The organism is Chryseobacterium sp. CBo1 (assembly GCF_001693475.1).
Taxonomy (GTDB): domain Bacteria; phylum Bacteroidota; class Bacteroidia; order Flavobacteriales; family Weeksellaceae; genus Chryseobacterium; species Chryseobacterium formosense.
Window position 1 is genome coordinate 56,898 of the sequence record NZ_MAUH01000071.1, and the last position, 25,791, is coordinate 82,688.

General features: G+C 35.0%; 18 protein-coding genes. 5 read left to right on the forward strand and 13 right to left on the reverse strand.

Annotation, left to right across the window (positions count from 1 at the left end):
- Positions 1-41 precede the first annotated feature (41 nt).
- From BA768_RS20495 to BA768_RS20505, 3 genes are all read right to left on the reverse strand, one after another.
- Entirely contained in the window at positions 42-3,650 is a 3,609-nt protein-coding gene (locus tag BA768_RS20495) for a DUF4450 domain-containing protein (protein ID WP_065722240.1), read from the reverse strand.
- Position 3,651: 1 nt separating this feature from the next.
- A complete protein-coding gene (locus tag BA768_RS20500; RefSeq protein WP_065722241.1) occupies positions 3,652-5,055 on the reverse strand; it encodes a glycoside hydrolase family 28 protein in 1,404 nt (467 codons plus the stop codon).
- A 216-nt stretch (positions 5,056-5,271) separates the two neighbouring features.
- Positions 5,272-6,333, reverse strand: coding sequence for a 3-oxoacyl-ACP synthase III family protein (locus BA768_RS20505; RefSeq protein ID WP_034678371.1), 1,062 nt, complete (start codon positions 6,331-6,333; stop codon positions 5,272-5,274).
- A gap of 300 nt (positions 6,334-6,633) precedes the next feature.
- Between BA768_RS20505 and BA768_RS20510 the strand changes: the two genes are divergently transcribed.
- Entirely contained in the window at positions 6,634-7,758 is a 1,125-nt protein-coding gene (locus BA768_RS20510) for a 1-acyl-sn-glycerol-3-phosphate acyltransferase (RefSeq protein WP_065722242.1), read from the forward strand.
- A gap of 112 nt (positions 7,759-7,870) precedes the next feature.
- Here BA768_RS20510 and bglX read toward each other — a convergent pair whose 3' ends face one another.
- The 3 genes from bglX to BA768_RS20525 form a co-directional block, all read right to left on the reverse strand.
- The gene (gene bglX / locus BA768_RS20515; protein WP_065722243.1) at positions 7,871-10,165 is read right to left on the reverse strand and encodes a beta-glucosidase BglX; all 2,295 of its coding nucleotides are present in this window, start codon (positions 10,163-10,165) and stop codon (positions 7,871-7,873) included.
- A gap of 179 nt (positions 10,166-10,344) precedes the next feature.
- Positions 10,345-11,970: a DUF6377 domain-containing protein gene (locus BA768_RS20520; RefSeq protein ID WP_123947152.1), complete on the reverse strand. Its 1,626-nt coding sequence runs from the start codon at positions 11,968-11,970 to the stop codon at positions 10,345-10,347.
- Between the two features lie 75 nt (positions 11,971-12,045).
- Positions 12,046-12,933 carry an AraC family transcriptional regulator gene (locus tag BA768_RS20525; protein WP_065722245.1) on the reverse strand — a complete coding sequence of 296 codons (888 nt, stop codon included), beginning with the start codon at positions 12,931-12,933 and terminating at the stop codon, positions 12,046-12,048.
- A gap of 627 nt (positions 12,934-13,560) precedes the next feature.
- Between BA768_RS20525 and ccoG the strand changes: the two genes are divergently transcribed.
- The 4 genes from ccoG (at position 13,561) to BA768_RS20545 (ending at position 19,318) form a co-directional block, all read left to right on the forward strand.
- Positions 13,561-15,018 carry a cytochrome c oxidase accessory protein CcoG gene (gene ccoG / locus BA768_RS20530; protein ID WP_065722246.1) on the forward strand — a complete coding sequence of 486 codons (1,458 nt, stop codon included), beginning with the start codon at positions 13,561-13,563 and terminating at the stop codon, positions 15,016-15,018.
- A 279-nt stretch (positions 15,019-15,297) separates the two neighbouring features.
- Positions 15,298-15,972: a response regulator transcription factor gene (locus tag BA768_RS20535; protein WP_065722247.1), complete on the forward strand. Its 675-nt coding sequence runs from the start codon at positions 15,298-15,300 to the stop codon at positions 15,970-15,972.
- 1 nt (position 15,973) lies between these two features.
- Positions 15,974-17,257: a sensor histidine kinase gene (locus tag BA768_RS20540; protein ID WP_065722248.1), complete on the forward strand. Its 1,284-nt coding sequence runs from the start codon at positions 15,974-15,976 to the stop codon at positions 17,255-17,257.
- Positions 17,258-17,311: 54 nt separating this feature from the next.
- A complete protein-coding gene (locus BA768_RS20545; RefSeq protein WP_065722249.1) occupies positions 17,312-19,318 on the forward strand; it encodes an LTA synthase family protein in 2,007 nt (668 codons plus the stop codon).
- Position 19,319: 1 nt separating this feature from the next.
- On the opposite strand, the gene BA768_RS20550 is transcribed toward BA768_RS20545, so the two are convergent.
- From BA768_RS20550 to BA768_RS20580, 7 genes are all read right to left on the reverse strand, one after another.
- On the reverse strand, positions 19,320-19,901 hold the full coding sequence (locus tag BA768_RS20550; protein ID WP_065722250.1) for a YdeI/OmpD-associated family protein: 582 nt from the start codon (positions 19,899-19,901) through the stop codon (positions 19,320-19,322).
- Positions 19,898-20,290, reverse strand: a complete 393-nt coding sequence (locus BA768_RS20555; RefSeq protein WP_065722251.1) for a DoxX family protein — start codon at positions 20,288-20,290, stop codon at positions 19,898-19,900. The genes BA768_RS20550 and BA768_RS20555 overlap by 4 nt, the downstream gene beginning before the upstream one ends.
- A 6-nt stretch (positions 20,291-20,296) precedes the next feature.
- On the reverse strand, positions 20,297-20,761 hold the full coding sequence (locus BA768_RS20560) for an SRPBCC domain-containing protein (protein WP_065722252.1): 465 nt from the start codon (positions 20,759-20,761) through the stop codon (positions 20,297-20,299).
- 1 nt (position 20,762) lies between these two features.
- A complete protein-coding gene (locus BA768_RS20565) occupies positions 20,763-21,086 on the reverse strand; it encodes an ArsR/SmtB family transcription factor (RefSeq protein WP_065722253.1) in 324 nt (107 codons plus the stop codon).
- Between the two features lie 86 nt (positions 21,087-21,172).
- On the reverse strand, positions 21,173-23,968 hold the full coding sequence (locus BA768_RS20570; protein WP_065722254.1) for a hypothetical protein: 2,796 nt from the start codon (positions 23,966-23,968) through the stop codon (positions 21,173-21,175).
- A gap of 8 nt (positions 23,969-23,976) precedes the next feature.
- Positions 23,977-25,002 (reverse strand): hypothetical protein, encoded by a 1,026-nt coding sequence (locus BA768_RS20575; RefSeq protein ID WP_065722255.1) that lies wholly within the window; start codon positions 25,000-25,002, stop codon positions 23,977-23,979.
- A complete protein-coding gene (locus BA768_RS20580; protein ID WP_065722256.1) occupies positions 24,995-25,786 on the reverse strand; it encodes a molecular chaperone in 792 nt (263 codons plus the stop codon). The genes BA768_RS20575 and BA768_RS20580 overlap by 8 nt, the downstream gene beginning before the upstream one ends.
- Positions 25,787-25,791 lie beyond the last annotated feature (5 nt).

Genomic DNA, 25,791 nt, shown 5'->3' on the forward strand with positions numbered 1-25,791 from the left:
TTTTCAGAACGGGCTAAAGCCCGTCCCTATTGATCTTAAATTTATTTCAAAACTGTCGCACTCATCATTCCAATCACCACATCATTGCTCACGGCCGTTAGTTTTATTGATTTTAATTCCTTACTCGCATCAATTGGCAAATCCAGAATCGTTGCAGAACCACCATCCACCTGACGGTCTGTAAATCCTTTAATACTTGAATATTTGCTCAAAGTTCCGCCCTTGTACAATTCGCCCGTTTTCAGTTTCACGCGATACGGAATCTTATCATCCGGAATTTCAAATGCAAAATTATCATCAAACAAATCCTGCTCAATCGGCCACCAGTTCGTCGGATTTTTCAGCTCCATTTCGGTTGTCGAACCATCTGCATACTGAACCGTAATTTTTCCATTTACAATCTGTGACTGCATCGGATTGGTAGTTCCAGCCATCAGAAAATAGATTTTTTTTCCTTTCCCTGAAATTGGAATTTCAAGAGCATCTGAATAATTATCCCATTGACTGACAAATGCGATGTTTTTATCGGTTTTATCAATTAAAAAAGGAATTCCAAGAAATTCAACTTTACCATTTTTTCTTTTGCTCATCAATCCGCTGTCATCGATTTGAGCGGTGATTAACGGATAACACCAGTTTCCGATTCCCTGCCACGGAAGCTGTAAAGTCGGAACTTCCAGTCTTGGCGAAAGGTATTTCTGATTGAAAATTTCAGTCACTTTTTCATTGTATTTTGAAGCCAATGATATATTGTTAAACTGACCTTGGTTTTCAATTTCCCAATCTGTAATTTCTATATTTTGTTTAATTCCGTTATAATCAAGGACGATTGTATTGGTTCCTTTGCTTAAAACATTCGCCGGAATTTCAATGGTCGCATTTTGATTTTTTTGAATCGAAAAAGTTTTGTTTAATCCATTAACAGATAGCTTTCCATAAATTGGATTGGATGATTTGGATTGAATCTGAAGTTTTTTATTTACCCATTTTGTCTCCAAAGGAAAACGGATGTCAACATTCACCGGTTGCCACCAAGTCGTTCCGTTTTGTTCCACCTGAACGAAAAAAGTTCCTTTTCTTTCTTCTTTTATTATTTGAAATCCGTGGTTAACCACCCCGTCTTCGCCCTTCGGTCGAATCCACCCCTCCAAAGGAGGGGAATTTTTAATCAAACTTTGAGGGTCGTAGATATTTTTAATTTTCTTTTTTGAATCAAAATTTAACTGAAGATTTTCAGAAATATAATTGACGTAATCTGTTTGTTCGTTTTTCAATTCTTCTCCGGAATAATTGATTTCAATTTTAAAATCTTTTCCTTTCGGCGTTTCAAACTGAATAAACGGTTGCAGAATCGAATTGGGTTTAATCTTCCAGTCCACTTTTTTACCATTCACTTTCACCGATTTGATGTTGGAATAATTCACAGGAACCTGCATCTCCAGCGCCACCAGGTTTTGATATTTTGATTTAAATAAATACTCCGTCTTTTTTGAAGTTCTGTTAAACTGATAATCCCAATCCGGAAGTTTCAGCTCGGCAGAATTCCAGTCTTTCGGGAAACCAGGTTTGATGCTGATTTTATTCTCCAGTAAGTTCGGATAAACTCCGAAAAGTCCTTCTGTCAGAGTTCTCGAAGCAATACCAATCGGGTCGGCAAAATCTCTGTACAGTTCGCCACGAAAAGCATCGTAATGAGAAAGCTGCTCAAAATTCCCCGGACTGATGCCGTAATACATCGACTCCACCAAATTTCCCTTCCAAAGTTGGTACGCATCTTCATTTCTTCCCGCCTGCCAATACGCCAAAGCGGTCTGTAAATTTTCCGCCAAAGCCACATTGTTAATCGACCAATCGTACGGTTGCCAGTTGGTGGTCGATAATGTGTAATACTCTTTATTTTGCGCACCTTTCACCTTCACCGGAATTTTGGGCGTGTGATGATTGATGTACTGTAAGTTTTGGTAATCTTCAAATTCATTCAGAATAAACGCGTCGGAAACGTGATAAATCGACCAGATTCCCGGTTTGTCGTGAACAATTTGATTGCCCAAAGCATCTTTGTATTCAGCAAAATAACCTTTGTCTTTTATCCATAGCTGGTTTTTCATTGCCTTTAAAATCGCATCTGCTTCCTGTTCGTAAGGCTGAGAATTTTCGCCGATGATTTTCGCCAGTTTCGCCATTTCACGGTTGGCTCTATAATTATAAGCAGAAGTATGCGTTACTTTTCCACCCGAATATTGAAGGGCATCGCTCGCCCAAATCGCAGCGTAAGCATCATATAAATCACCACGCTTGAAATTCCGTTTTTCCCAATCCATATGACGAACCATCGTCGGCCACATTTTTTTCAGAAATTCTTTGTCTCCGGTATAGTTGAAATGCGAAAACATCTGGTCAAAAAATACCAGATTCATATCGTAATGGTGCGGTTTTGTGTTGTCATTCGGATTTCTGGAAATGTATCCGCTCGAAAAAACAGAAGTTCCCATTTTCTCCTCGTGTCGGGCAAGATGTCGCATCGTGTCCATTTCTATCGGTGCAAAATCGGGTTTCAGAACCTGCGAATTGGCATAACTTTCAAAATGTTCTTTTGCTCTGTCGTGCCAGTTCAACACATCGGCAGTGTAAGCGCCACGCCACGCATTCAGCCGCATTCGCCATGCAACTGCACCGTGAAGGAAGGTTGGGCTTTCCCAGATTCCATCTGCAGCAACGGCTAAATTGGCTCCGAAGTTATTTAAGTCTGCATCCGGAGTTTTTAGCTGAATTCTGCTCGTTAATGTTAAACGGGATATTTCAGCTTCATTGAAGATGTTTTTTAAATCTTCATCTGCAAAAGTTTTATCCGATTTTCCTTTGGCCACCTGAATGTAAACCGGTTGCTTTTGTGAAAAATATGAAGCATAGACAATTGGAGATTTGTCTGCTTTATTTTGAGTAAACTCAGCCAGTTTTTCCAAAGTCGTCGCATCAGTTTGTTGTAATGAATTGACATTCGAAAAATTTCCGCTGACGGTTTGAGTTTCTTTTTTCTTATTTAAATAATTTAGCTGAAACTGATTTTTATTGATTTGAAACTGATTGTTCAGACAATATTCAGGCAACAGATAAAATCCGGATTCCGGGTCTGCACCGATGTCGCCGTTTCTGCTGAAAGTCGTTCCGCTCGCACCGCCATAAACTGCGTAAATTTTTGTTGAAGAATCTACATTCACAGTTTCCATTTTTAAAACCAAACCTTCTTCTTTAGCTTGAGCCAAAACTGTCAGTTTTAAAGTTCCATTTCCGAGAATCGGGTCTTTGATTTCATACAGCATCGAACCCGGGCGGTAACGTGTTTCAATTTTATCGGCCTGAATTAATTTTTTAATTGAATTTCCTTTTTGGATAACGAATTGAAGATTCCCGCCCATTCCCGGAAGATACAACGCAAATTCTGGCAAATCTCCCGCTTCAACCCTCGATGCACGGTTATCGCCATACAAAGCACGGTTGAATCTGTACTTTCCGTTGACCAATAAAAAATCGCCTTTGTCCTCTTTGTAATGCAGCTCACGCTCGTTATTCTGCCAGTGTTTCGACTGGGAATAGGAGAGTGAAAATGCCGACAAAACAATCAGTCCGGCAAAAATGGTTTTTCTTCGCATTTTATGGTTTTAACTCGGTTAATGGCTGTCCGTTAACGGTTACATTTTTTAAAGTCACATTTTTCAGATAATCCACTTTATAAGGAATCTGAACGCCAACCATTTTAGCGTTAATCATCGTGAAATCGGTTACTGGCGAAGATTCGTAAGCATCAGAAAATACGGCATATTTTCCACCTTTATCAACGGTTAAATTTTCAACCCAAATATTTCTGATAGTGGGAATGTGATTTCCAGGCTTTTCATAATGCATATTGAAACGAACGGCCGCTTCTTTGTAAGCGCCCACTTTTGTGTTGTAGAAAAATACATTTTCTATCGTTCCGCCACGGCTTGAGCTGGTTTTAATTCTTAAAGCACGGTCAAGATTCTTGCTGTCCATCACATTTCCGATGGCGTAAATATTTTTTGCTCCGCCTGCAATTTCACTTCCAATCACAACACCGCCGTGACCGTCTTTCATTTCGCAGTTTTCGATAATATGGTTTTCGGCTGGTCTTCCGATATCTCTTCCGTCCTCATCTCTTCCGGATTTAATGGCGATACAGTCGTCTCCGGTATCAAAATATGAATCCTTAATCCAGACATTTTTACAGGCTTCAGGGTCGAAACCGTCGTTGTTTGGTCCGTGACTGATTACTTTTACTCTTTCAATTAAAACATTTTCACACAAAACCGGATTCAAATTCCACATCGGGGAATTTTTAACCAAAACATCCGCCATATAGAAGTTTTTAGACTTGTAAGGCTGAACGAAATTCGGTCTTAAATACCATCCGTCTCCAAAAATTCTTTCTCTGGCAGGCGTTCTGTTGGCCATATATTCGTGAAGTTTGGCTCTTGCAGGGTTTTGTCTTCCTGGACGAGAGGTGTTGTAACCATATTTTGTAGCACCGCACCAGAACCACCAGTTATCTAAATCTGAATTTCCATCTAAAGTTCCTTTTCCGGTAACCGCAATGTTTTCTTCTTCGTAAGCATAAATTAAAGAGGAGTAGTTCATACATTCCATTCCTTCCCAACGAGTGAAAACGATAGGGTAGTCGTTGCTGTCCTGACTGAACAAAATCGTTGAACCATCACTTAAATGAAGATTGACATTAGATTTTAAATAAATTGCTCCAGTCAGGAAAACTCCGTTGGGAACGACAACTCTTCCGCCACCTTCAGCACTGCATTTTTCAATCGCTTTTTTGAAAGCCTCTGTATTTTTTGTTTTTCCGTCACCAACCGCACCGAAATCTGTAATCAGGTAATCCACTTTTCTGAACTCAGGTTTTTTGATTTGTTTTTTTAATGCTTTGATTTCTTTTAAAGGCTGTTTTGCGGAAGTCCACGGTTTGTACTGGGCCGATAACGACATTGAAAGTAGGAATGCTACAAAGGTTAGTACAATCTTATTCATAATTTCAGGTATTTTGTTTTGAAATACTGTGATTTCTTATTTATTGCAATCTAAATTAATTGATAATATTAATTATCCTGCACTGTCTGTATATTTGAATTTTTGTAATCGATTGCGCAAAAATCCACTATAAAGTTTAAAAAAGTAAAAATACGAAACAATAAAAAAAGAGAAACAATCTGGTTGTTTCTCTTTTATAATTTATGAAAATTAATTCTAAAACTTATACACAAATGCGTTGATGTTCATTCCTGCACCAACAGATGCAAACAAAACAATATCATTTTTTTTGATTTGATGATTGGGCAATTCGTTATTTAAAATCATTGTCAAAAGAGTAGGAATCGTTGCTACACTGCTGTTTCCAAGTTTGCTGATCACCATCGGCATGATGTCTGAAGGAGTCGGAACGCCGTACAATTGATAGAATCTTTGAACAATTGCTTCATCCATTTTTTCGTTTGCCTGATGAATAATAATTTTATCCAGCTGATCGATAGAATAGCCACTTTGATCAAAACATTGTTTCATCGCTTCCGGAACTTTGATCAGCGCAAATTCGTAAATTTTGCGACCATCCATTTTAATATATTTTGTATCCTGACAGCTGTCGTTATTATAAGATTTGGCGAAATTTAGAAAATCTTTTTCCTTTAAAGTATAAGAAGCAGATAAATGAGATTTTATCCCTGAATCATCATCAGAATTGGCTTCCAAAACAACTGCTCCGGCTCCGTCTGCATAAATCATACTGTCGCGGTCGTGAATATCGACTACGCGCGAAAGCGTTTCGGCGCCGATAACCAAACATTTTTTTGCTATTCCTGATTTAATAAATGCATTTGCCTGGATAACTCCTTCTATCCAGCCAGGACAGCCAAATAACAAATCATAGGCTACACAAAAATTATTTTCTATCTGTAACAGATGTTTTACTCTTGAAGCAAGACTGGGTACGGCATCAGACTGTATAGTCCCGAATTTTACGTCTCCAAAATTATGTGCGAAAATAATGTAATCTAAAGTTTCCGGATCAATCCCGGAGTTTTCAATCGCCGCTTTTGCTGCAATAAATCCTAGATCAGAAGCTGTCTGATCATTACTTGCATATCTTCGTTCTTCAATGCCTGTAATTTTCTTTAGTTTATTGGTGATTACAGAATTGTCTTCTTTTAAATTCTCACCTTCTTCATTCATGAAAATATGCCTGTCAAAAAATAGATTGGTGATGGTTTCTGATGGTATATAGTTGCCTACGCCTGTGATTTTACTTTTCATATAAAAATAGTCTCATTTTAGAGAATTGAAGGAAATGTTGTGAAAAATTTAAATTTCCTTGGATAAAGGTATGTATTTATAAATGAAAAATAAAATTGATTATTATTTGTTACATTAAATTAGCATTTTAAAATGATTTTTATTTTTAAATTTCAGAATTAATTTTTTTTAAAAGGCTGATAGTCTGCATTTTCTCATGTAAATGTTAATTTTTATTCAAAACATAATTATAATTTTGTTTCATTCATTTACTCGGCAAAATTTTTGTTCTTTTGCAAATCGAAATTTTTAAATAAAATTATGTCGAAATTTGATGAGATCAGGTCTTTCTATGATCATGAAGTGAATGAGGCTTTGCAAAATATAGCAAGGCATCCGATGATGAAGGCACTCATGCAGTTTACTTTTCCTGATTCTGACGAAGATTTTTGGCTTGACAAGTTTAAAAGCATCCATTCTATAAGTGATTTTCAGCATCAGTGTATTTCTCAGACGATTCGCCAGATTCTGAAGCAGAGTTCTGAAGGATTAACAACTTCAGGATTTGAAAATTTAGATAAAAATACGGCCTACCTATTTGTTTCCAATCACAGAGATATTGTTTTGGATACTTCATTGCTGAACTTGGTTTTGTTGGATAAAGGCTTGATTATGACTGCTTCTGCAATCGGAGATAATCTTGTTCAAAAGAATTTTCTACACGTTTTAGCAAAATTAAACCGTAACTTTTTGGTTCAGAGAGGATTGTCGATTCGCGAGCAACTGAACAGTTCAAAAATTATGTCGGAGTATATTAATGATTTGCTGCACAAGGAAAATCGTTCTGTTTGGATTGCGCAACGCGAAGGTCGTACAAAAGATGGAAATGATGCAACCCAACAGGGCGTTCTGAAAATGTTGGCGATGGCATCCGAAAATCATTCTTTAATTGACTTTTTTAAATCACTTAAAATTGTTCCGCTATCGATTTCTTATGAATATGATCCTACTGATGCCCTGAAAATGCCTCAAGTCATGGCAAAATCTAAAAATGAAGTCTACATAAAAGATGAAAATGAAGATTTTAAAACCATTCTGAGCGGAGTTCTGGGACAGAAAAAACGAATTCATCTTCATGCAGGAAAAGTATTGGAACATGAGCTTGATGAAGTGGCTTTGACCACCGATAATAAAAACAAACAGCTTCAGGCAATCGCACAGATTATTGACGATTCTATCATCGAAAATTACAAACTTTGGCCAACAAATTATATTGCATTTGATTTGCTGAATGAATCCAATCAATATTCTGAATTTTATACGGAAGAAGAAAAGCAGCTCTTCGAACGTCGTCTTGAAATGAGAATCGACAGCTCTGAAACTGTTTTAAAAGAGAGTTTTCTGGCGATGTATGCAAATCCCGTGGTCAATAAATATAAAAAATGAGACGAAGAAAAGTAATTAACTTTCTGCGTCTCAAAAAACTGTATAGAATATATTTAAGTCAGTATCAGACTGTAAATATCAAAATAGATAAGCTTAAAGCTTATTAAAGCGATTATTTAAAAGTAAATTTTACTTTTTCAACATCCTTACTGTTGGTTCCGATCATCAGATCAAAATCTCCCGGTTCTACAACATACTCCAAATCATAATTGTAGAATTTCAATAGTTCAGGAGTGATTTTGAAAGTAACGGTTTTCGTTTCGCCTGGTTTTAAAGAAATTTTCTCAAAACCTTTCAGCTCTTTTACGGGACGGGTAATGCTTCCTACAATATCACGAATGTACAATTGCACAACTTCCTGACCTTCCAGAGAACCTTTATTGGTAACCTCTACACTTGCTGTGATTTGTCCGTTTTGGTTTAATTGGTTTGAGCTTAATTTAATACTTCCGTAGTCAAACTTTGTGTAACTCAAACCATATCCGAAAGGATAGAGTGGGTCATTGCTCACATCAATATAATTTGACCTGAATTTTTCAAACCATTTTCCTTCCGCCAAAGGTCTTCCTGTATTTTTATGATTGTAATAAATCGGAATTTGACCAACATTTTGCGGGAAAGTCATCGGTAATTTTCCACTTGGATTTACATCTCCAAATAAAACATCTGCAATGGCGGGACCGGCTTCTGAACCTCCAAACCAAACATTCAGAATCGCCGGAACGTTTTTCTGTTCCCAGTTTAAAGTCAAAGGTCTTCCGTTAAAAACAACCAAAACCACGGGTTTTCCTGTTTTTAATAATTCCGCTAATAATTTTTGCTGGACATCAGGGATATTAAGATCAGTTCTACTGCTCGATTCTCCACTGAATTCTGAAGATTCTCCCAAAGCAGCAACAATCACATCAGATTTTGAAGCGACTTCTAAAGCTTCTTTGATCATTTCTTCATCGCTGCGTTTTTCGTTTTCTCTTCCCAATCCGCGCTCAAACATTGTAGCTCTTTTCTCTAATTCCGGATCAGAGGTCAAATGACTTCCTTTTGCGTAAAGAACTTTCGTGTTTTTCCCTGCAACAGACTGAATTCCCTCTATCAAAGTCGATGGTTTTTTCAAATCCACAGAAACACTCCACGTTCCGGGCATATTCGATTTTGTATTTGCCAATGGACCGACAACACCTATAGTTCCTTGTTTTTTTAATGGTAAAACATTTTCATTTTTAAGCAAAACAAAACTTTCAGCGGCTATTTTTCGGGCAAATTCTCTGTTTTCTTTGGTATAAATATCTTTTGCAGGTCTTTTAACATCAATATATTTATAAGGGTCTTTAAATAAGCCCATTTTATATTTAGCTTCCAAAATATAACGGCAAGATTTATCGATATCGGCAACTGTTACTTTTCCTTCGTCAAGAGATTTTTTCAGTGTAGTCAAATAACTTTCACTGACCATATCCAAATCGACTCCGGCTTTCAAGGCTCTTGCAGAAACGGTTTGAAGGTCTCCAATTCCGTGATCAACCATTTCGCTCACTCCGGTGTAATCGGTCATGATAAAACCGGTAAAACCCCACTGTTTTCTCAATACATCATCCAAAAGCCATTTGTTGGCTGAAGCAGGCAATCCGTCGATATCGTTGAATGAAGTCATCACACTTCCAACTCCCGCATCTACAGCCGCTTTGTAAGGATACATATATTCATTGAACATTCTTTGGCGGCTCATATCAACCGTGTTGTAATCTCTTCCGCCTTCACTCGCTCCGTATAAAGCGTAATGCTTCACATTCGCCATAATCTGGGAATTGGTTTTGTAGGTATTGTCTCCCTGATAACCTTTTACCAAAGCTTTTGCAATTTCTCCACCCAAAAACGGGTCTTCGCCATTTCCTTCAGAAACTCTTCCCCAACGAGGATCTCTCGAAACATCGACCATCGGACTGAAAGTAAGACTAATTCCGTCTGCACTCACTTCTTTTGCTGCAATTCTTGCTGATTGCTCAATCATTTTCGGGTTCCACGTTGCCGCTAAACCAAGTGGAATTGGAAATCCTGTTTCGTAACCGTGAATCACATCCAAAGCAAAAAATAAAGGAATTTTCAGACGGCTTTCTTCAACCGCAACTTTCTGGATTTCTTTGATTTTTTCGACGCCTTTAAGATTAAGAATGGCACCCACATTTCCTTTTCTTACTTTATCTGCTATGTTGCTGTTTTTTGCCTGTCCTGTCGTGACATCTCCACCGCCCGGAAAATTGAGCTGACCGATTTTTTCTTCAACTGTCATTTTGCTCATCAGTTCCGTGATGAATTTATCCATTTTTACCTTTTCATATTGAGCAACTGTCTGCGCATCGATTTGAGAAATACTTGCCGCCATACAAGCTGCGATAACCATCCTTTTCATGAGTAAAATAATTTAAATTAAATGTTAATTGAACCGTTTAAGGCAAAACTAAAATTTAATAGAAGCAGATTTGAATTGGAAAGCTAAAAAGTAGTGGTTTTAAAATTTAAATAACTGAAAATTAAATAGTTGGTATATTGATTAGGAAAAAAAATGTAGCGGAAATATAAAATTAGGAGCTATTTTGAAGCAATTTCCCCGATGTTTGCAACCCTGTTTTCGAACAAATCTCTGGACTCAGCGGCCTTATTTCTGGTCTTCGTTCTGTAATTGTAAATCGTGCTTAAAGAATATCTCAGGAAGGCTGCAATTTTTACACTGTCGGTAATTCCTAATCTGATTAGGGCAAAAATCCTCAGTTCGGTATTCAGGAGTTCACCTTTTTTCAAAACAATTTTTTCTTCCGGAATTAATAGAGAATTAAAATCGGTGACGAAGCTCGGATAAAGATTCAGGAAAATCTGGTCGAAATTTCGGTACAATTCCTCCAGCTCATTTTCAATTAATGTATTTGAACGTAATGTTTTGAAAAGTTCATCAAGCTGATTGTCTTTTGCTTTTTTATTTAAATTTTTTCGGTAATCTTCTAATTTATTGATATAAGACGAACAGGTATCAAAAAAATAGGCAATATATTCTTCTTTAATAAGGTTTGATTCTGATAATTGATGGTTGAGAAGCTGTAGTTTTTCGTTGGTTTTTGTAATTTCAGAATTGGAAAGCTCTAATTGTTCAGTCGTTTTTGAAAGTTGTTCTTTAATTCTGGTAACCTTTTTCATCTGACGATAAATGTAAATAATCAATCCAACAAGAATTACTGATAACAAACTAATGAAAATAAGATATAACTTTAGCTGACTTTTTGATTTCGTTTCTTTATCAACATAGGCTTTATTGATGATCGAATACATTTCTGAAATATTCAATGTTCTGAATTTCACATTACAAAAAATAGCGTCTTCAATGGCAGATTTTGTGAAAAGATAAGCATTGTCAATATCTCCGTTGTGGTAAAAAATAAGCGCTAAATTTTGATAAGAAGCATTGTCTTTAATGGCATTTTGGGTATCGGTAATCGCTGAAATAAGGTAATATTTCAGCTCTTCATCTTTTTTATTTTTCAGTTTGTAGACATCTCCCAAAAGATAAGCCGACATTGCATAATCGAGATTTTTTTTCTTGGCTATATTTATCAGATTGTGCAGAAGTTTTTCAGCATTATCCAGTTTTCCTTCGTGAATAAATTTTTGTGAAAGATTGATTTTATACTGAACACCAGATGTGGGAAGCACCATCAATAGCGAATCCCGATACAATTCAATATTTTTAATGCCATTCACATCATTAATATTTGTGGTGTAGTGTTCAAAAAATTTACTGTACGTATCGTAATAATTTGCTTTGGTTTCGCTGTCTAACGCATTTTTATTAATACTTTTTAAAAGTCTTTCAGACTCTTTATATTTCCCTAAAGTAGAGTAGAGATGTGCCAGTTGAAGACTTGATTCAGCTTTCATTTTCAGATTATTTAGCTGTTCCGAAATTGCCATATTTTTCTTCACATAATGCACCGCAGAATCAATCTGATATTGCTTGTACAGTCTGTAAATATTTTCATTATTAATATATTCCTGATTCGGATTCTGAGATTTATTTCTTTTTAAATCTTCAATAGCAGCTTCTTTTTTATCACTGTACATTTTCTTCTGACTGATCTCTTTGGTCAATGTTTTCAGAAGCTCCGTATTGCTCTGAGAATAAAATAAAGCCGAGAAAAAGAATAAAAAACCAAAAAAAAGTTTCATGAATACTGTTGATTTTTCAATTAAGAATTTACAAATTTACTCGTTTATATTTTGATGAGTAATCGGTCCAAATTTTTAATTAGATTTATTATAATACTGCTTTCTGAAAGCTTCCGGGGTAAAACCTGTATGTTTTTTAAAGAACTTCACGAAATTGGAAGTATCGAAATAATTCATTTTTTCGGCGATAGCGGCAATGGATAAATCAAAATTAACCAAAAGTCTTTTTGATTCTAGAATGATTCTGTTTCGGATAATTTCTCCGGCAGATAAATCGATTTGCTGTTTACAGATGAAATTCAGCTGATTAGGAGTTATGTTTAATAAAGCTGCATAATCTTTCGGTAATTTAATCTCCTGAAAATTGGCTTCAATTAATTCTGTAAACTTTTTGAAAATAAGAGAATTATAATTTGTTTTGTTAAAGGCAGCTTTAGAATCAATTTCTTTATCGGCGAGCGCAAAAATCTGCAGTAAAATAGCAGCAATCATAATCTGCGAACTTCCGTTCGGATTGGAAGATTCTGAAATGATATCTTCAAAATAAGTTTTCATTTTATCCGTATTATTTTCAGATAAAACAATCATCTGGTCACTCGGAAAAAGATTAAAGAAGGGAAACTGATCAATCAGAGAAGAACTAATTTGCAGCTGATCAAAAAAAGTGGATGAAAAATTGACAACATATCCTTCAATGCTTTCATCTAAAATCCAATTGTGAACCTGTCCGGGACGCATCAGGAAAATACTTTTGGGAACAACTTCATATGATTTAAAATCCATGATATTTTCCCCAATTCCTTTCACGAAATAGGCCAGATGATAAAAAGCATGACGGTGAACTTTCGTTGTTTTCGGATTACCTTCAAGATACTCTGAAAACCGATCAATACTGAAGATTTCGTTGATTGAATTGCAGGTCGACAAAGTGTTGATGTCAAACGTAGGATATAAATCTTTCATTTTTAAATTCAATAATAATTTGCAGTCATCAAAATGACTATTTTTTCAATGAAAAATACCATAAATACTAAGTATAGCTGTTTTAAATTTGAAAAGTTAAATTTTCATGCTAAAATAATTTATTTTTTAAGAGCCTGTTTAAATTTATTGGAAAAACGCAAAGACGCTAGGTTTGATATCATTCTTTGTTTTTTTTAGGCGCAAGGAGAAAATCATAGATTTTCTTTTATAATGCTGATGATCAATTTTATCGAAGATAAAATCCTTGCGCCTTAAAGCAAACTATAGTTAAACAATTTTTGCGTCTTTGCGAAAAACCAATCTGAAATTTATATTTATTAATTTTTAATAGTCTCTTAATTCAATAAAATCCTCTTTATTCTAAAGTTTAATCTGAAAAATAGAGCGGTATAAATATAAATATGAGAATTTCTTTTAGAAAAATGAAATATGAAAGTAAAAAAATTGGCTATCACCGGCGAATTTTCTTTTTAATCTTATCCTTTTATCAGAATTTTAGAATTAATCATTAAACTTTTCTTAAATAAGAAAGTTAAGATCTGGAATTCTGTTAAAAGTATAATTCAAAATGTACTCTTCCATAAAAATTTGAAAACTGAAAAATTAATGTCAAAAGTAGACGAAGAAATCGCACGTGGCGGACAAGGACAGGTTTTAGACCCTGAAACTTACAGAGATTCTATTGGTACAATGGAGCAATCCGGGAATAGAAAATGGGTTTTTCCAAGAAAGCCAAAAGGAAAATATACCAATAAAAGAGAACTTGTAAGTTATGTTTTGCTTTTGGTCTATTTTGCAATTCCGTTTATCAAAATCAATGGAAATCCTTTTTTTAGGTTTAATGTTATCGATGGTGAGTATTTCATTGCAGGGCAGCCTTTTTATCCGCAGGATTTTTTCATTCTTACGTTGGGAGCGATCGCTTCGCTTATTTTTATTATCGTCTTTACCATTGCTTTTGGGAGAATTTTTTGTGGCTGGATTTGCCCACAAACCATTTTTATGGAATCTGTTTTTCGTAAAATTGAATACATGATTGAAGGCGACCGAAACAAACAAATGAGACTCGACCGACAGGAATGGGATTCTGAAAAAATCTGGAAAAGAAGCTTGAAATGGTCGGTTTATATTGTAATTTCTTTGATTATCACTCACTTTATGTTCATGTATATTGTTGGATATGAAGAAGTTTTTAATATTATTTCTCAAGGCCCGTTTGCTAAACTTACCAACTTTATTGTGATGATTCTTTTTACTGCAGCATTTTACTTTGTTTTTGCGTGGTTCAGAGAGCAGGTTTGTACGCTGGTTTGTCCGTACGGAAGATTGCAGGGCGTTTTAATTGATAAAGAAACCATTAATGTTTTTTATGATTTTAAAAGAGGTGAAAACCGCTCAAAATGGCGAAATAATGAAGATCGAAAAGCGGTTGGAAAAGGTGATTGTATCGATTGTTATCAGTGTGTAGTGGTTTGTCCGACCGGAATTGATATCAGAGACGGGCAACAATTGGAATGTGTAAACTGCACCGCTTGTATTGACGCCTGTGATGAAGTAATGGAGAAAGTAGGACTTCCGAAAGGCTTAATCCGTTATGCCTCCGAAAAAGAAATTGAAACCGGAGCTCCATATAAATTTACCGGAAGAATGAAAGGTTTTGCTGTGATTTTGTTTTTATTAGTAGGGTTTTTAGGATTTCTGCTCTACAACCGTGGCGAAATGGAAGCAAAATTCATCAAACCGGCAGGAAGTACGTTCTTCGTAAGAGAGGGAAAAATTACGAATACGTATAACTATACTTTTTTAAATAAAACCAATGAGAAAAAAATAGTGACAATAAAAGTGATTGAACCTTCTCATGCAGAAATAAATTACAGTACAGTAAGCAAAATCACCGTTGATCGGGATAAAATTTCAAAAGGAACGATCAATATCAGTTTTCCGGAAGCTGAAATGAATTTGTCTAAACAAAATATTACGATTGGAGTTTATGACATGAAAGGGAAGTTAATCGATTCTTATCAGACGTATTTTGAAGGACCTTTTAAGCTGCAAATACCTTAAAATATATAATTTTTAGATGTTTTTAACACTATGACCACAATATTTTTCTATTTAAATTTGTAAATATTATCCTTTGGCAAGGGCACTTCGTTTAGCTAAAGATAGCAGAAGCCCTTAGTGGAACGCCCTTGCGAACAAAAAAAATAATAATCTTTGCGTACTTAGTGTTAAAAAATTAGATCTCATTAGCTGGATTCAGTTCAATATCTAATTTATTTACATTTTTATTTCAGATTAAAATTCTAAATTTATTCTAAATTCAAAATATAAATTCGCAGTATGAAAGTTTTAATTATAGAAGACGAAAAAGATCTTGCCGAAAGCATTTCTGAATATTTGTCTGAAGAAAATTATCTCTGCGAGTTTGCCTCTACTTTTCAGCAGGCGATGGATAAAATCAATACTCATCAATACGATTGTATTGTTCTGGACATTATGCTTCCGGATGGAAACGGATTGGATATTTTAGAAGAACTAAAAAAACAGAATAAACAGGACGGTGTCATTATTGTTTCTGCTAAAAATGCGGTTGATGATCGGGTTAAGGGTCTTCAGATGGGCGCAGATGATTATTTGACAAAACCTTTTCATCTCTCTGAATTGATGGCAAGAGTTTTTTCAATTATCCGCAGAAAACAGTTTGATAATTCCAACAAAATACAGAATAATGAGCTGCAGATCGATTTGTTGTCGAAAACGGTAACCATTAATAATCAGGCAATTGTTTTGACTAAAAAAGAGTTTGATTTATTGATTTATTTTATCGGAAATAAAAATAAGGTCATCTCTAAAAGCACTTTAGCAGAGCATCTTTCCGGAGATTTTGCAGATATGCTCGATAATCATGATTTTGTTTATGCTCACGTGAAAAATTTGAAGAAAAAACTCTACGACGCAGGTTGCGACCATTATTTAAAAACAGTTTACGGAACCGGTTACAAATGGGAAAATTGATATGAAACCACTGCTGAGTAAAACCACAAAACCGTTTATTATCTACGTGCTGATTGTTTTAATCATCAGTATTCCTGTGTATTATTTTGTGGTGGATTTTATTTGGCAGGAAGAATTGGATGAGCATAACACAATTGTTGCCGAAAAAACGTCGTATGAATTCAATAAAGCTCATATGACTCATGATGAAATTGAGCAGAATATTGCGCTTTGGAATACAATTCAGCCGGGAACAAATATTGAAAAAATTTCTATTGACCAGGTTAAACCAGATTCTATTTTTACCGTTGAAAAATATAAACCTTTCTCCGCAGACAAGAAAATCGAGCGTTACAGATGCCTGAAAAAAATCGTTTACATCAAGAAAAAACCTTATCTTTTTACAATAGAAACCAACATTGAAGAAACCGAAGAAACCGTTATGATTATCGGATTGATTACAGGTTTTTTCTTTCTCTTGATTGTGTCCGGATTGTTTATTTTAAACAGAAGATTATCCAAAACAATTTGGGAACCTTTCCGTGATACTTTAGAAAAATTAAAAAAATTCAACCTTAATAATCAGGATAAAATTGATTTTCTGAAAACCGACACCAAAGAATTTGAAGACCTTAATGAATCACTGCGAAAGCTTATTGACCACAGTGTTTCTGTATACGCAACACAAAAAGAATTTACCGAAAATGCTTCTCACGAATTACAAACTCCTTTAGCCATTTTAAAAAACAAACTCGATATTTTACTCCAAAGCAAAGATTTAACTGAAAAACAGTATGAAATTGCCGAGGAAATGAACCGTGCTTTAACGAGAAGCTCCAGAATCAATAAAAATTTATTGCTTTTAGCCAAAATTGAAAACAATCAGTTCGAAAATTCTGATATGCAATTGGATGAACTTGTCACACAATGTTTTGAAATGATTCAGGAGCATTTTCAACAGAAAAACATTTCGGTTTCGAGTACAATCAAATCAAATGTGAAAGCATTTGGAAATACTGCTTTGACGGAAGTTTTAATCAATAATCTCCTGATTAATGCGATTCGTCATACTCCGAATGCGGGAATAATAAAAATTGAATTGAATGAAAAATCATTTCAGATTTACAATTCAGGAACTCAAAGTCTGAATCCTGATCTGCTTTTCAAAAGGTTTTCCAGATTCTCCACAGATAATAAAGGGAGTGGTTTAGGTTTGGCGATTATCAAAGAAATCTGCAGATTTCATCATTGGGAAATAGAATATTTTTTCGAAAATGATTTCCATATTTTTTCTGTGAAATTCTAAAATTCAAAATTTCTTCAAAATTGAAATGTAATCTTGTCGTCTCAAACTGTTGTGATGATATTCAAGAGCCTGTCAATTTTTATTAAAAACCTTTATAGAACAAGATTTTCTACGCTTTTTAGTGTATTAAGCTTATATATTTTACTTTCATTTCTTATTCGGATTTCTTTTCTGATCTGGTCTTCAAAAGATGTAGATTCTAATTTAATTTATATTCTGAGAGCATTTTTCACAGGATTTATTTATGATTTTACCGTCGGCACTTTATTTCTGTTTTTATATGGTTTGTATCTTTTGATTATTCCTAAAAAATGGATTGGTTCTCTGTTTGACAAAGGTTTCACTTATTTTTATTTAACCTTGATTTTTATCATCATTTATTTCAGTTTATTGGCTGAAATTCCTTTTTGGGATGAGTTTGGAGTAAGATTTAATTTCATTGCGGTTGATTATCTGATTTACACCTATGAAGTTTTCGAAAACATCAACGAATCTTATCCGTTGCCTCTAATTGCCTTTGTTTTATTAGCATTAATTACTCTTACTTTTATTTTGTTTGAAAAATTAGAGATTTTCAAACATACTTTTTCAGATAAAATACCCATTTCAAAACGTTTTGTTATTTCGTTTCCTTTACTGTTGATTTCGGTTGGTTTAGGTTTAATAATGAAAAATAAACAGGCGGATTTTAGTAATAATATGGTTATTAATGAATTAGGGAAAAACGGGACATTTTCCTTTGTTTCCGCATTCAGGTCAAACGAATTAGATTATGAAACATTCTACCCGAAACTTCAGGAAAAAGAAGCTTATTCAATTCTCAAAAAAAATCTGTTGCAGCAAAATCAAAAATTCAGCACAAATAATTATGATGATATTTCAAGAATAACAAGTGGAAATCAGGAGCAAAAACCAAACATTATTTTAATTGCTATTGAAAGTTTCAGCGCAGATTTTCTGACAGAATTCGGAAACAAAGACAATCTTACACCGAATTACGATCAGTTATCAAAAGAAAGTATATTTTTTACCAATTTATACGCAACCGGAACCAGAACAGTCCGCGGTATGGAAGCTTTGACCTTGTCTGTTCCTCCAACTCCCGGAAACAGTATTGTAAGAAGACCGAATAATGATAATCTGTTTTCAATTTCTACTATTATTAAAACTAAAAATTATCATCCGTATTTCATTTACGGCGGAGACGGATATTTTGATAATATGAATAACTTTTTTGGCGGACAGGGTTTTGATATTGTCGACAGAGACCGTGGAAATCCTTTATCAGATCAAATAAGAACTTCGAGATTTCCTATAAAAGATAATGAAGTGAGTTTTGAAAATGCGTGGGGAATTTGCGACGAAGATTTGTACAAACAGTCGATAAAATATGCAGATTTAAATAGTAAAGCAGGAAAACCCTTCTTCGAATTTGTGATGACAACTTCCAATCACAAACCTTATACTTTTCCGGATGGTAAAATAAATCTTCCGCAAGGAGACCGAAATGCCGCTGTAAAATATACAGATTATGCTTTAGGGAAATTTATTGCTGAAGCAAAATCAAAACCGTGGTTTAAAAATACTGTTTTTGTCATTGTAGCCGACCATTGTGCAAGCAGTGCCGGAAAATGGGAAATCAATATTGCAAAACATCATATTCCTGCAATTATTTATAATCTTAATCATTCACCTGAAAAAATCGACCGACTTACTTCACAGATTGATTTAATGCCCACTTTATTCGGGTATTTAGGATGGAATTACAATACTTCTTTGTACGGAAAAGACATTAATCAGACAAAAATAGGAGATGAAAGAGCTTTTCTTGGAAATTACCGCACTTTGGGAATGTTGAAATCAAATATTTTCATCCAAATTGATGACAGAAAAAGAGTGAAACAATTCAGTGTTTCCGGAAAGGATCAGTCTTTATCAGAATTGAAAAAGAAAAATAATCTTTTGGTTTCCGAGACCATTTCTTATTATCAAACGGCAAGTATGAGATTTAAAAACGGTAAAATGAAAAGTGAGGTATTGCTTTTAGCAAAAGATAAATAGATCAGTCATCAATCCCTTTTCCATCTAAAATCTTCTTATAATATTTTTCAATTCTCGATTCTCTGGTCTTAACTTGTTTAGCCTGATTAAAATAAAAAAGATACGCTTTCTGCCTTCCCGGAGTCAATGAATAGAACGCTTCATTCAAATTTTTATCTTCATCTATTGCATGTTGAAATTCTGACGGAATAAGGTAGTCTGAAACCGCTTTCATTTCTATTTTCTTCCCAGATTTCTCAATTTCTACAGCTTCTTTGATGTAGCTTTTGATGACCGATTTAAGGTCAATAATCTGCTGAATATTGGTAAATCTCAATTGTCTTGCCGACTGTACATTTTCGGTTTGCTGAATTAAAATATTTTCAGGATCTTTTATCAAAGCACCTTTATGAAAAAGTAAAGCACAATATTCTTTAAAACCGTGAATGAGCACCACGTTTTTTCCTTCTAAAGTGTAGCAAGGATGCATCCATTTGTAATCTTCTTCCAGAGATTTGTTCTCCGAAACGATTTCTCTCAGGAGTAGAAATTCTTCTTTCCATTTTTTAGCTTTTCCGAAAAATAATTCTGCCTGCTCGTTCATGATAGATTATTTTTATAATTTGTTATTTTTCTGTCTTCTGGTCTGAAATACCATGACAAAACAGTTGCTATCAATAAGATCAGGGATGGAATTGCCTCCGTAAAATTTTGTCCTACTGATAAATGTGAAATGGCGGCTCCCGACATGGCAAAGAAAAATCCTGCATAAGCCGATTCTTTCAACAACGGAAATTTAGGGATTAAAATGGCGATAACTCCTAAAATTTTCCATACTCCCAAAATCGTTAAAAAATATAGCGGATAATGTAATTTAGTGATAATTTCGTTGTAACCGCCGATCTGTAACATTTGCTGAATTCCTCCGGCTAACATTCCAACAGATAAAAATAGGGTTAAAATCCAATAGATGATTTTATTTCTCTTTTGCATTTTGAATTATTTTGAAGGGTTAAAAATTTCCTGAAGTCTGTCATGCGCCATGCTTAAACCTTTTGCAAAAGGCATTTTCAGAAGCTGATTTCTGTAATCAATTGATTTAAAGATTTGCTGAATCATCAGTTTACTTTTATTTTCATCTGTTGATTCAAAAGTCAGGAATTCCAGCTGTACAGGAAACGGACTGTTCTCCATTTCGAAAGTTCGGGTGATCTTTTCGTTGGGAACAAATTCCAAAATAACACCGGTTGCAGAAAATACGACCTGCCCGTCGTGAGATGTCTCAAATCTCCAGCTTCCGTGTTTTTGGTTTTCCAGCTTAATGACTTTTGTTCCCATCCATTGCTCTACAATTTCAGCATCTTCATAAGCTTTAAAAAGCAATTCCAATGGAAGGTCAAATTCTCTTGTAATGAAAAGTTCCTGTGAATTTTCTTCAGCTTTAATTTTTGTTTTCAGTTCCATATTAATTTTTGTTTTTGTAGTTCTTCATGATCGATTCCAGTTTATTGAATCTTTCATCCCACATTTGACGGAAAGGTTCTATAAAATCAGCTATTTCTTTCATTTTTTTTGGATTCAAATGATAAATGATTTCTCTTCCGTTTTGTTCGGGAGTCAGGAGTTCACATTCTGAAAGTATTTGCAAATGTTTAGATACGGTAGGTCTTGCCGTATCGAAATTAGACGCTATTGCACCTGCAGTCATCGATTGCGAAGCTACTAAAAGCAGAATTGCCCTTCTTGTAGGATCTGCGATTGCCTGAAATACATCTCTTCTTAAGTTCATTATGAAGTTATTTGACTACAAATTTATATGTAGTTATTTAGCTACGCAAATTTTTAATGAAGTTTTTAAGTAAAATTTAGATGGGCTTAATTGCTGAAGGTTTTCTTATTAACCCTTTTTTCTTTAACCTTAATGACAAAGTCAGGGATTTTTGTTATTTCACCGGCCTTAATGTTAACTTCTTTGATTTTTTGTTCACAATAAACATTGTTCGGAAGAGAAGCCTCGTCGATAATGACGGTATAATTTCCTGTCGGAAGGAATGATGTAAATTTACCTTCATCATCTGCACTGAATCTCTCAATAAGTCGGTTGTCTTTCAGGATGTTAAAATAAATAGAGGAGGTTTTAATATCAAATTCCAAAGATGTTGCAGCATTATAATCCAGAAATAATTTTCCGGTCATTGTTCCGTTTTGGTGAAGCGGAATTTGCAGTGGGTAATTGTATTTATCGAGATCCAGTTTCTGTTCATCATAATACCAACCTTGCTGTATCAATTGTTTGAGTTCAAAACTTCCGAAAGGAACGTCTTTGTACATTGCTGTTCCCAATGCATCCGTTTTAAGCACAACATTATTGATGCTTACGATATAATCATTCGCAGGTTTTTCTTCAGGATCGTAAATATTGTTATTGTTTTCGTCATAGAAAGTAAAAATCTGAATTTTTCCTTTTTTTCCGGGATCGAGTACGGCTTTCTTAAGGTTTATCGTAATTCCGATTTCCAGTGTCAGAATATTGTTTGATAAACTTCCTACAGAATAATTATACCACGACGAATTGAAGAAAGCTCCGAATTTTTTCGCATTGTATTTTGCATTGATAAAAGCAGACGGTGCTTTTCCGTAAATGATGTCATCTGCATAAGAAGCTCCGGTGCTTATGCTTAATTTACGTTCTAAAAACTGTTCGTTGTAAAACAGCGAAAGTGCCAATTTTTTGTACTCTACATCTTTATTGATGCGGTATGTAAATGCATACTCGGAAAGATAATAGCTTCCTTTCTGATAAATTGCATTAAAGTTCAGGTTCCTGAAGTTATAATTTGCATTAAATCTCAGCTGAAACTGTGGAGAATCCTGAAGCGGGTACTGCACAAATCCGTTTTCAAGAGAAAGCACTGCAGATTGTCTTGTTTTATTGTCAGACCACGTTAAAGATTCTATTAATCGGTGTGCGCTCATCTGTTTAGCTTCCTCGCTCATCCAGTTTCCAAAAAAATTATTGAAACTGTTTGAAGATTCGTTTTGATATTGATAAATCAACCCAAAATTGAGCTTCTTTACACTAGGAAACTTTAAACCTAAATCAAATCTGGTATTATCCGAAATCTGACTTCGGGTAAAAAAGTAAAACTTTGGAGAAAAATTGGAGTAATTAAAGCTTGTAAAAAAATTATAATCGCCAAAATTTTTGGTAATATTCTGTTGTATCTGCATACTTCCTCTACGGTTCCCCGGAAAATAAGCAGAACTGTAAAAATAATTACCATTGATGTCATATTCATTTATAGCACCTTTATAATTGGTTTCAAACGCCAAAGAAGGTTTCAGAACATCCTGTTCTTCGTATGAGCTCAATCCTGTATTGAGTTTCCCGTTAAGCTTCCATTTTTTATTAAAAGCATAATTGCCTTCAGTTCCCAAAATATGATGTTTCGCTTTTTCAAAAGGGTCATATCTGTAAATGTAGGCTGCAGATGCATTTCTATCATCATTATTCGTATTCAGGCTTCCTTTTGCAAAAAATCCGTAGCCGTTTTTTAAAAAAGCATTTTTTTCGATCAGATTAAAATTTTGGTCTACAAAGGCGATTTCTATTTTTTTACCGGTACCAAAATGACGGATGTACTCTGCACCTCTTCCGGAAAGCGTTGTTTCAAACATTTTATTTACAGAACCTATATGATATTCGTTATTTCCCTGAAACAGACTGATATTGGTATTGGTAATAACAGGAAGCTGCTGATTGCTGAAGATGGAAGCATTTCCTCTCAAAAAAAGATAACCGGAAGGAAGATTAAAACCTCCGTTTCCGTAGATCTGATACATATTCAGATTTTGCCCGACTCTTCTGAAAGATGTTGTGATTTCATTTTTAAAAGGATCAGTAATACTGCTGTATTGAGGTTCCTGATAACGCTGTTTGCTGGCGATATTTTGTACGGTAATGCTGGTTGTATTAAAAATTTCCTTTTCCGGATTTCTAAATCCTGAAATATTGATTACATAGTTTGCTGTACCTGAAAGACTTTTTGATGGTTGATACGTAAATGTAAACACAGAATCTCGCTTTACACCAATTTCGGCTTGCTGCTCAACGAAAACGTTTCCTTTGTCTGCATCAGGAAATTTACATACCAAACTTATACTTTGAGGAACATTTCCTGTGTTGGCAATTCGTATTTTTACTGAAACAGGTTCATTATCTGCACTTCTGAAAATAATGGGTGACAATGAAGTCATGGTCAGATTATTATCTACTTCGATCGTATGGGTGGTGATTTTTTCAGACAGAATAACGCCGGAATTACTTAACAGCTGAATCCTAAGTTCCGAACTTCCTGCTTTTGCATTGGTTTCGGCAATCAGTCTTATCGGAATATATTTTTTTTCTCCTTTTTGCAGATTAATTGGAATATCAGTCCCTGAGATTACTTTGTAACCTTGAGGTAAAATGGTATGAAGTTTTCCGGTAAATGTCTCAGAGCCATTATTCTGAAACGCAATAACAATATTGATGAGCCGTGATTTTGAGGGATTATGATCTTCTTCAATCTCCATTGTTACAGGAAACTGACTGAACTGTGCGCCAATTTTTATAAAAGACACTACAAATAAGATAAAAAACAGAAATTTATTTCTGCAGTTAAGGCTCATCAGATAATTTATTGAGGCGTAATTTCATATTGCAAAGTCGTAGAATATTCTCCGGGTTTTGCATTAATCAGATTAGGATCCTGGGCGACAGAGTAGTAGATCAAATCATAGTTATAGGATGTCGATTGGGTAGCATTTCCTTTAGCCAAAATCTGGCTCGATGTAGAAAGTGTAACCGGATAAATGGTCTGATTTCCCTGTGATAACGGCTGCAATCTTACCCGAATAGCAGATACCGGAAGAGTGTAACCCAGCGTTGAAGTCATATTACTTTGTACAGATCGTACTTTTACCTGAAAGTTAGTATTGGTATTTACTTTAAGACCATTGGAATAAGTAATACTGTTTCCGTTGCTGTAGTCCTGCATACTATCGAAGACAAGTGTTCCGTTTGATGCATTCGAATCTAATATCATAGACATTTCCTGAGTTACGGGTGGAGTTCCCGAAAGCGTTGCAATGTGAAACTGGAATGTATGCGGTATTCTTCCGATCACATTATTGTATTGGTCGTACGCTGTAAATTCTACGGTTGCGTTGAATCTCGTCCATGCGGGATAAGTTCCGAGATATGCGCCGCCCATTAAAGTGATGGCATATTTTAATGATAAACTGTAATATCCGTTCGGACTCGACGGATTGTTGTAAATGGCTGCATTGGATTGCGGAACTAAAAAAGCTTCAACATTTTCCTGCAAAAAAACATTTGATACTGCACCGATCTGTGCCATAGAAGGTATTGGTCCCGGAGTAGCTTGCCCGGTTGTTGACACCGGCTGGAAAGAAACTTTATTTCCCGGAATGGTATATTGTCCGTTTTCGGAGACTATATTTTGTTGCAGACGTGCAGAAAGTCTCCAGTGAGGAACATTAAAAATTCCGTTTCCTGCGAAAGTCACTGTATATGCATCAGGATTAGTATTTCCGTTGTAATTGTTGATCTGCATATACGAATTTGTCCACGAACTTACAGAAACCTGAGCTTTCAAAGCAAAATTAAAGATGAGGAGAAAAAGGATGCAGTACTTATTCATAGTTAAAATTCAGTTCAGCCATTTCCAAAACATTATCATCACCATAATCGATTAAGACTGATAAATTGTATGATCCTTTTTCTTCAAGAGCATTTACCGGAATGCTTAATTTTCTAACATCTCCCGGAAGTGTATAAAATACAGTCGGGTCGATTGATATTTTTTTTCCTGTTGTAGTGTTGATAAGATCTGTGCTGATTTTACCGTCAGTCCACAATTCAGAATGATTTGCAAATTGAAGATTTAGTATTTTTTTAGCAGTGTCAAACTTCAGATCCTGAATTTCAATTTTTCGGGCTGTAGTTTCTGGTTTTTTATGAAAAATTTTAATGCCGGATTTTACACTTACTTTTATTTTTGCGCCTTTACTGTCTGTTCCGTCGACAGGATTCATCTGGCTTACAAAAAGTAAGGCTGTATGTGCTGCAAGCTTATCTTTTTCAAGAGTGGGAGTGGTAAGTGTTACATTAATGTCTTTTCTTTCTCCGGGAGCCAGTGAAAAATAAGTGTCTTCTTTATTGATACTGATCCATTGAGCGCACGAATTTTCAAGTGTATTTGCGGGATGCATTAAATTTTCACCTCGTTCGTCATATTCCCAATCTCCTAAGCTTACTGCAAGATCAAGGGAATGTTTGGCGCTTACATTTGTTACTGTAACTTTTTGGGTGCTGCTGCTTCCGGGAGTAGTATCGAAGTAAACCCTCGGCGGAGAGACAGAAAGCCCTGTTTGTGCACTGATTTGAATAATCAAAAAACAGAATACCAAAGCAACTTTTTTCATAGATA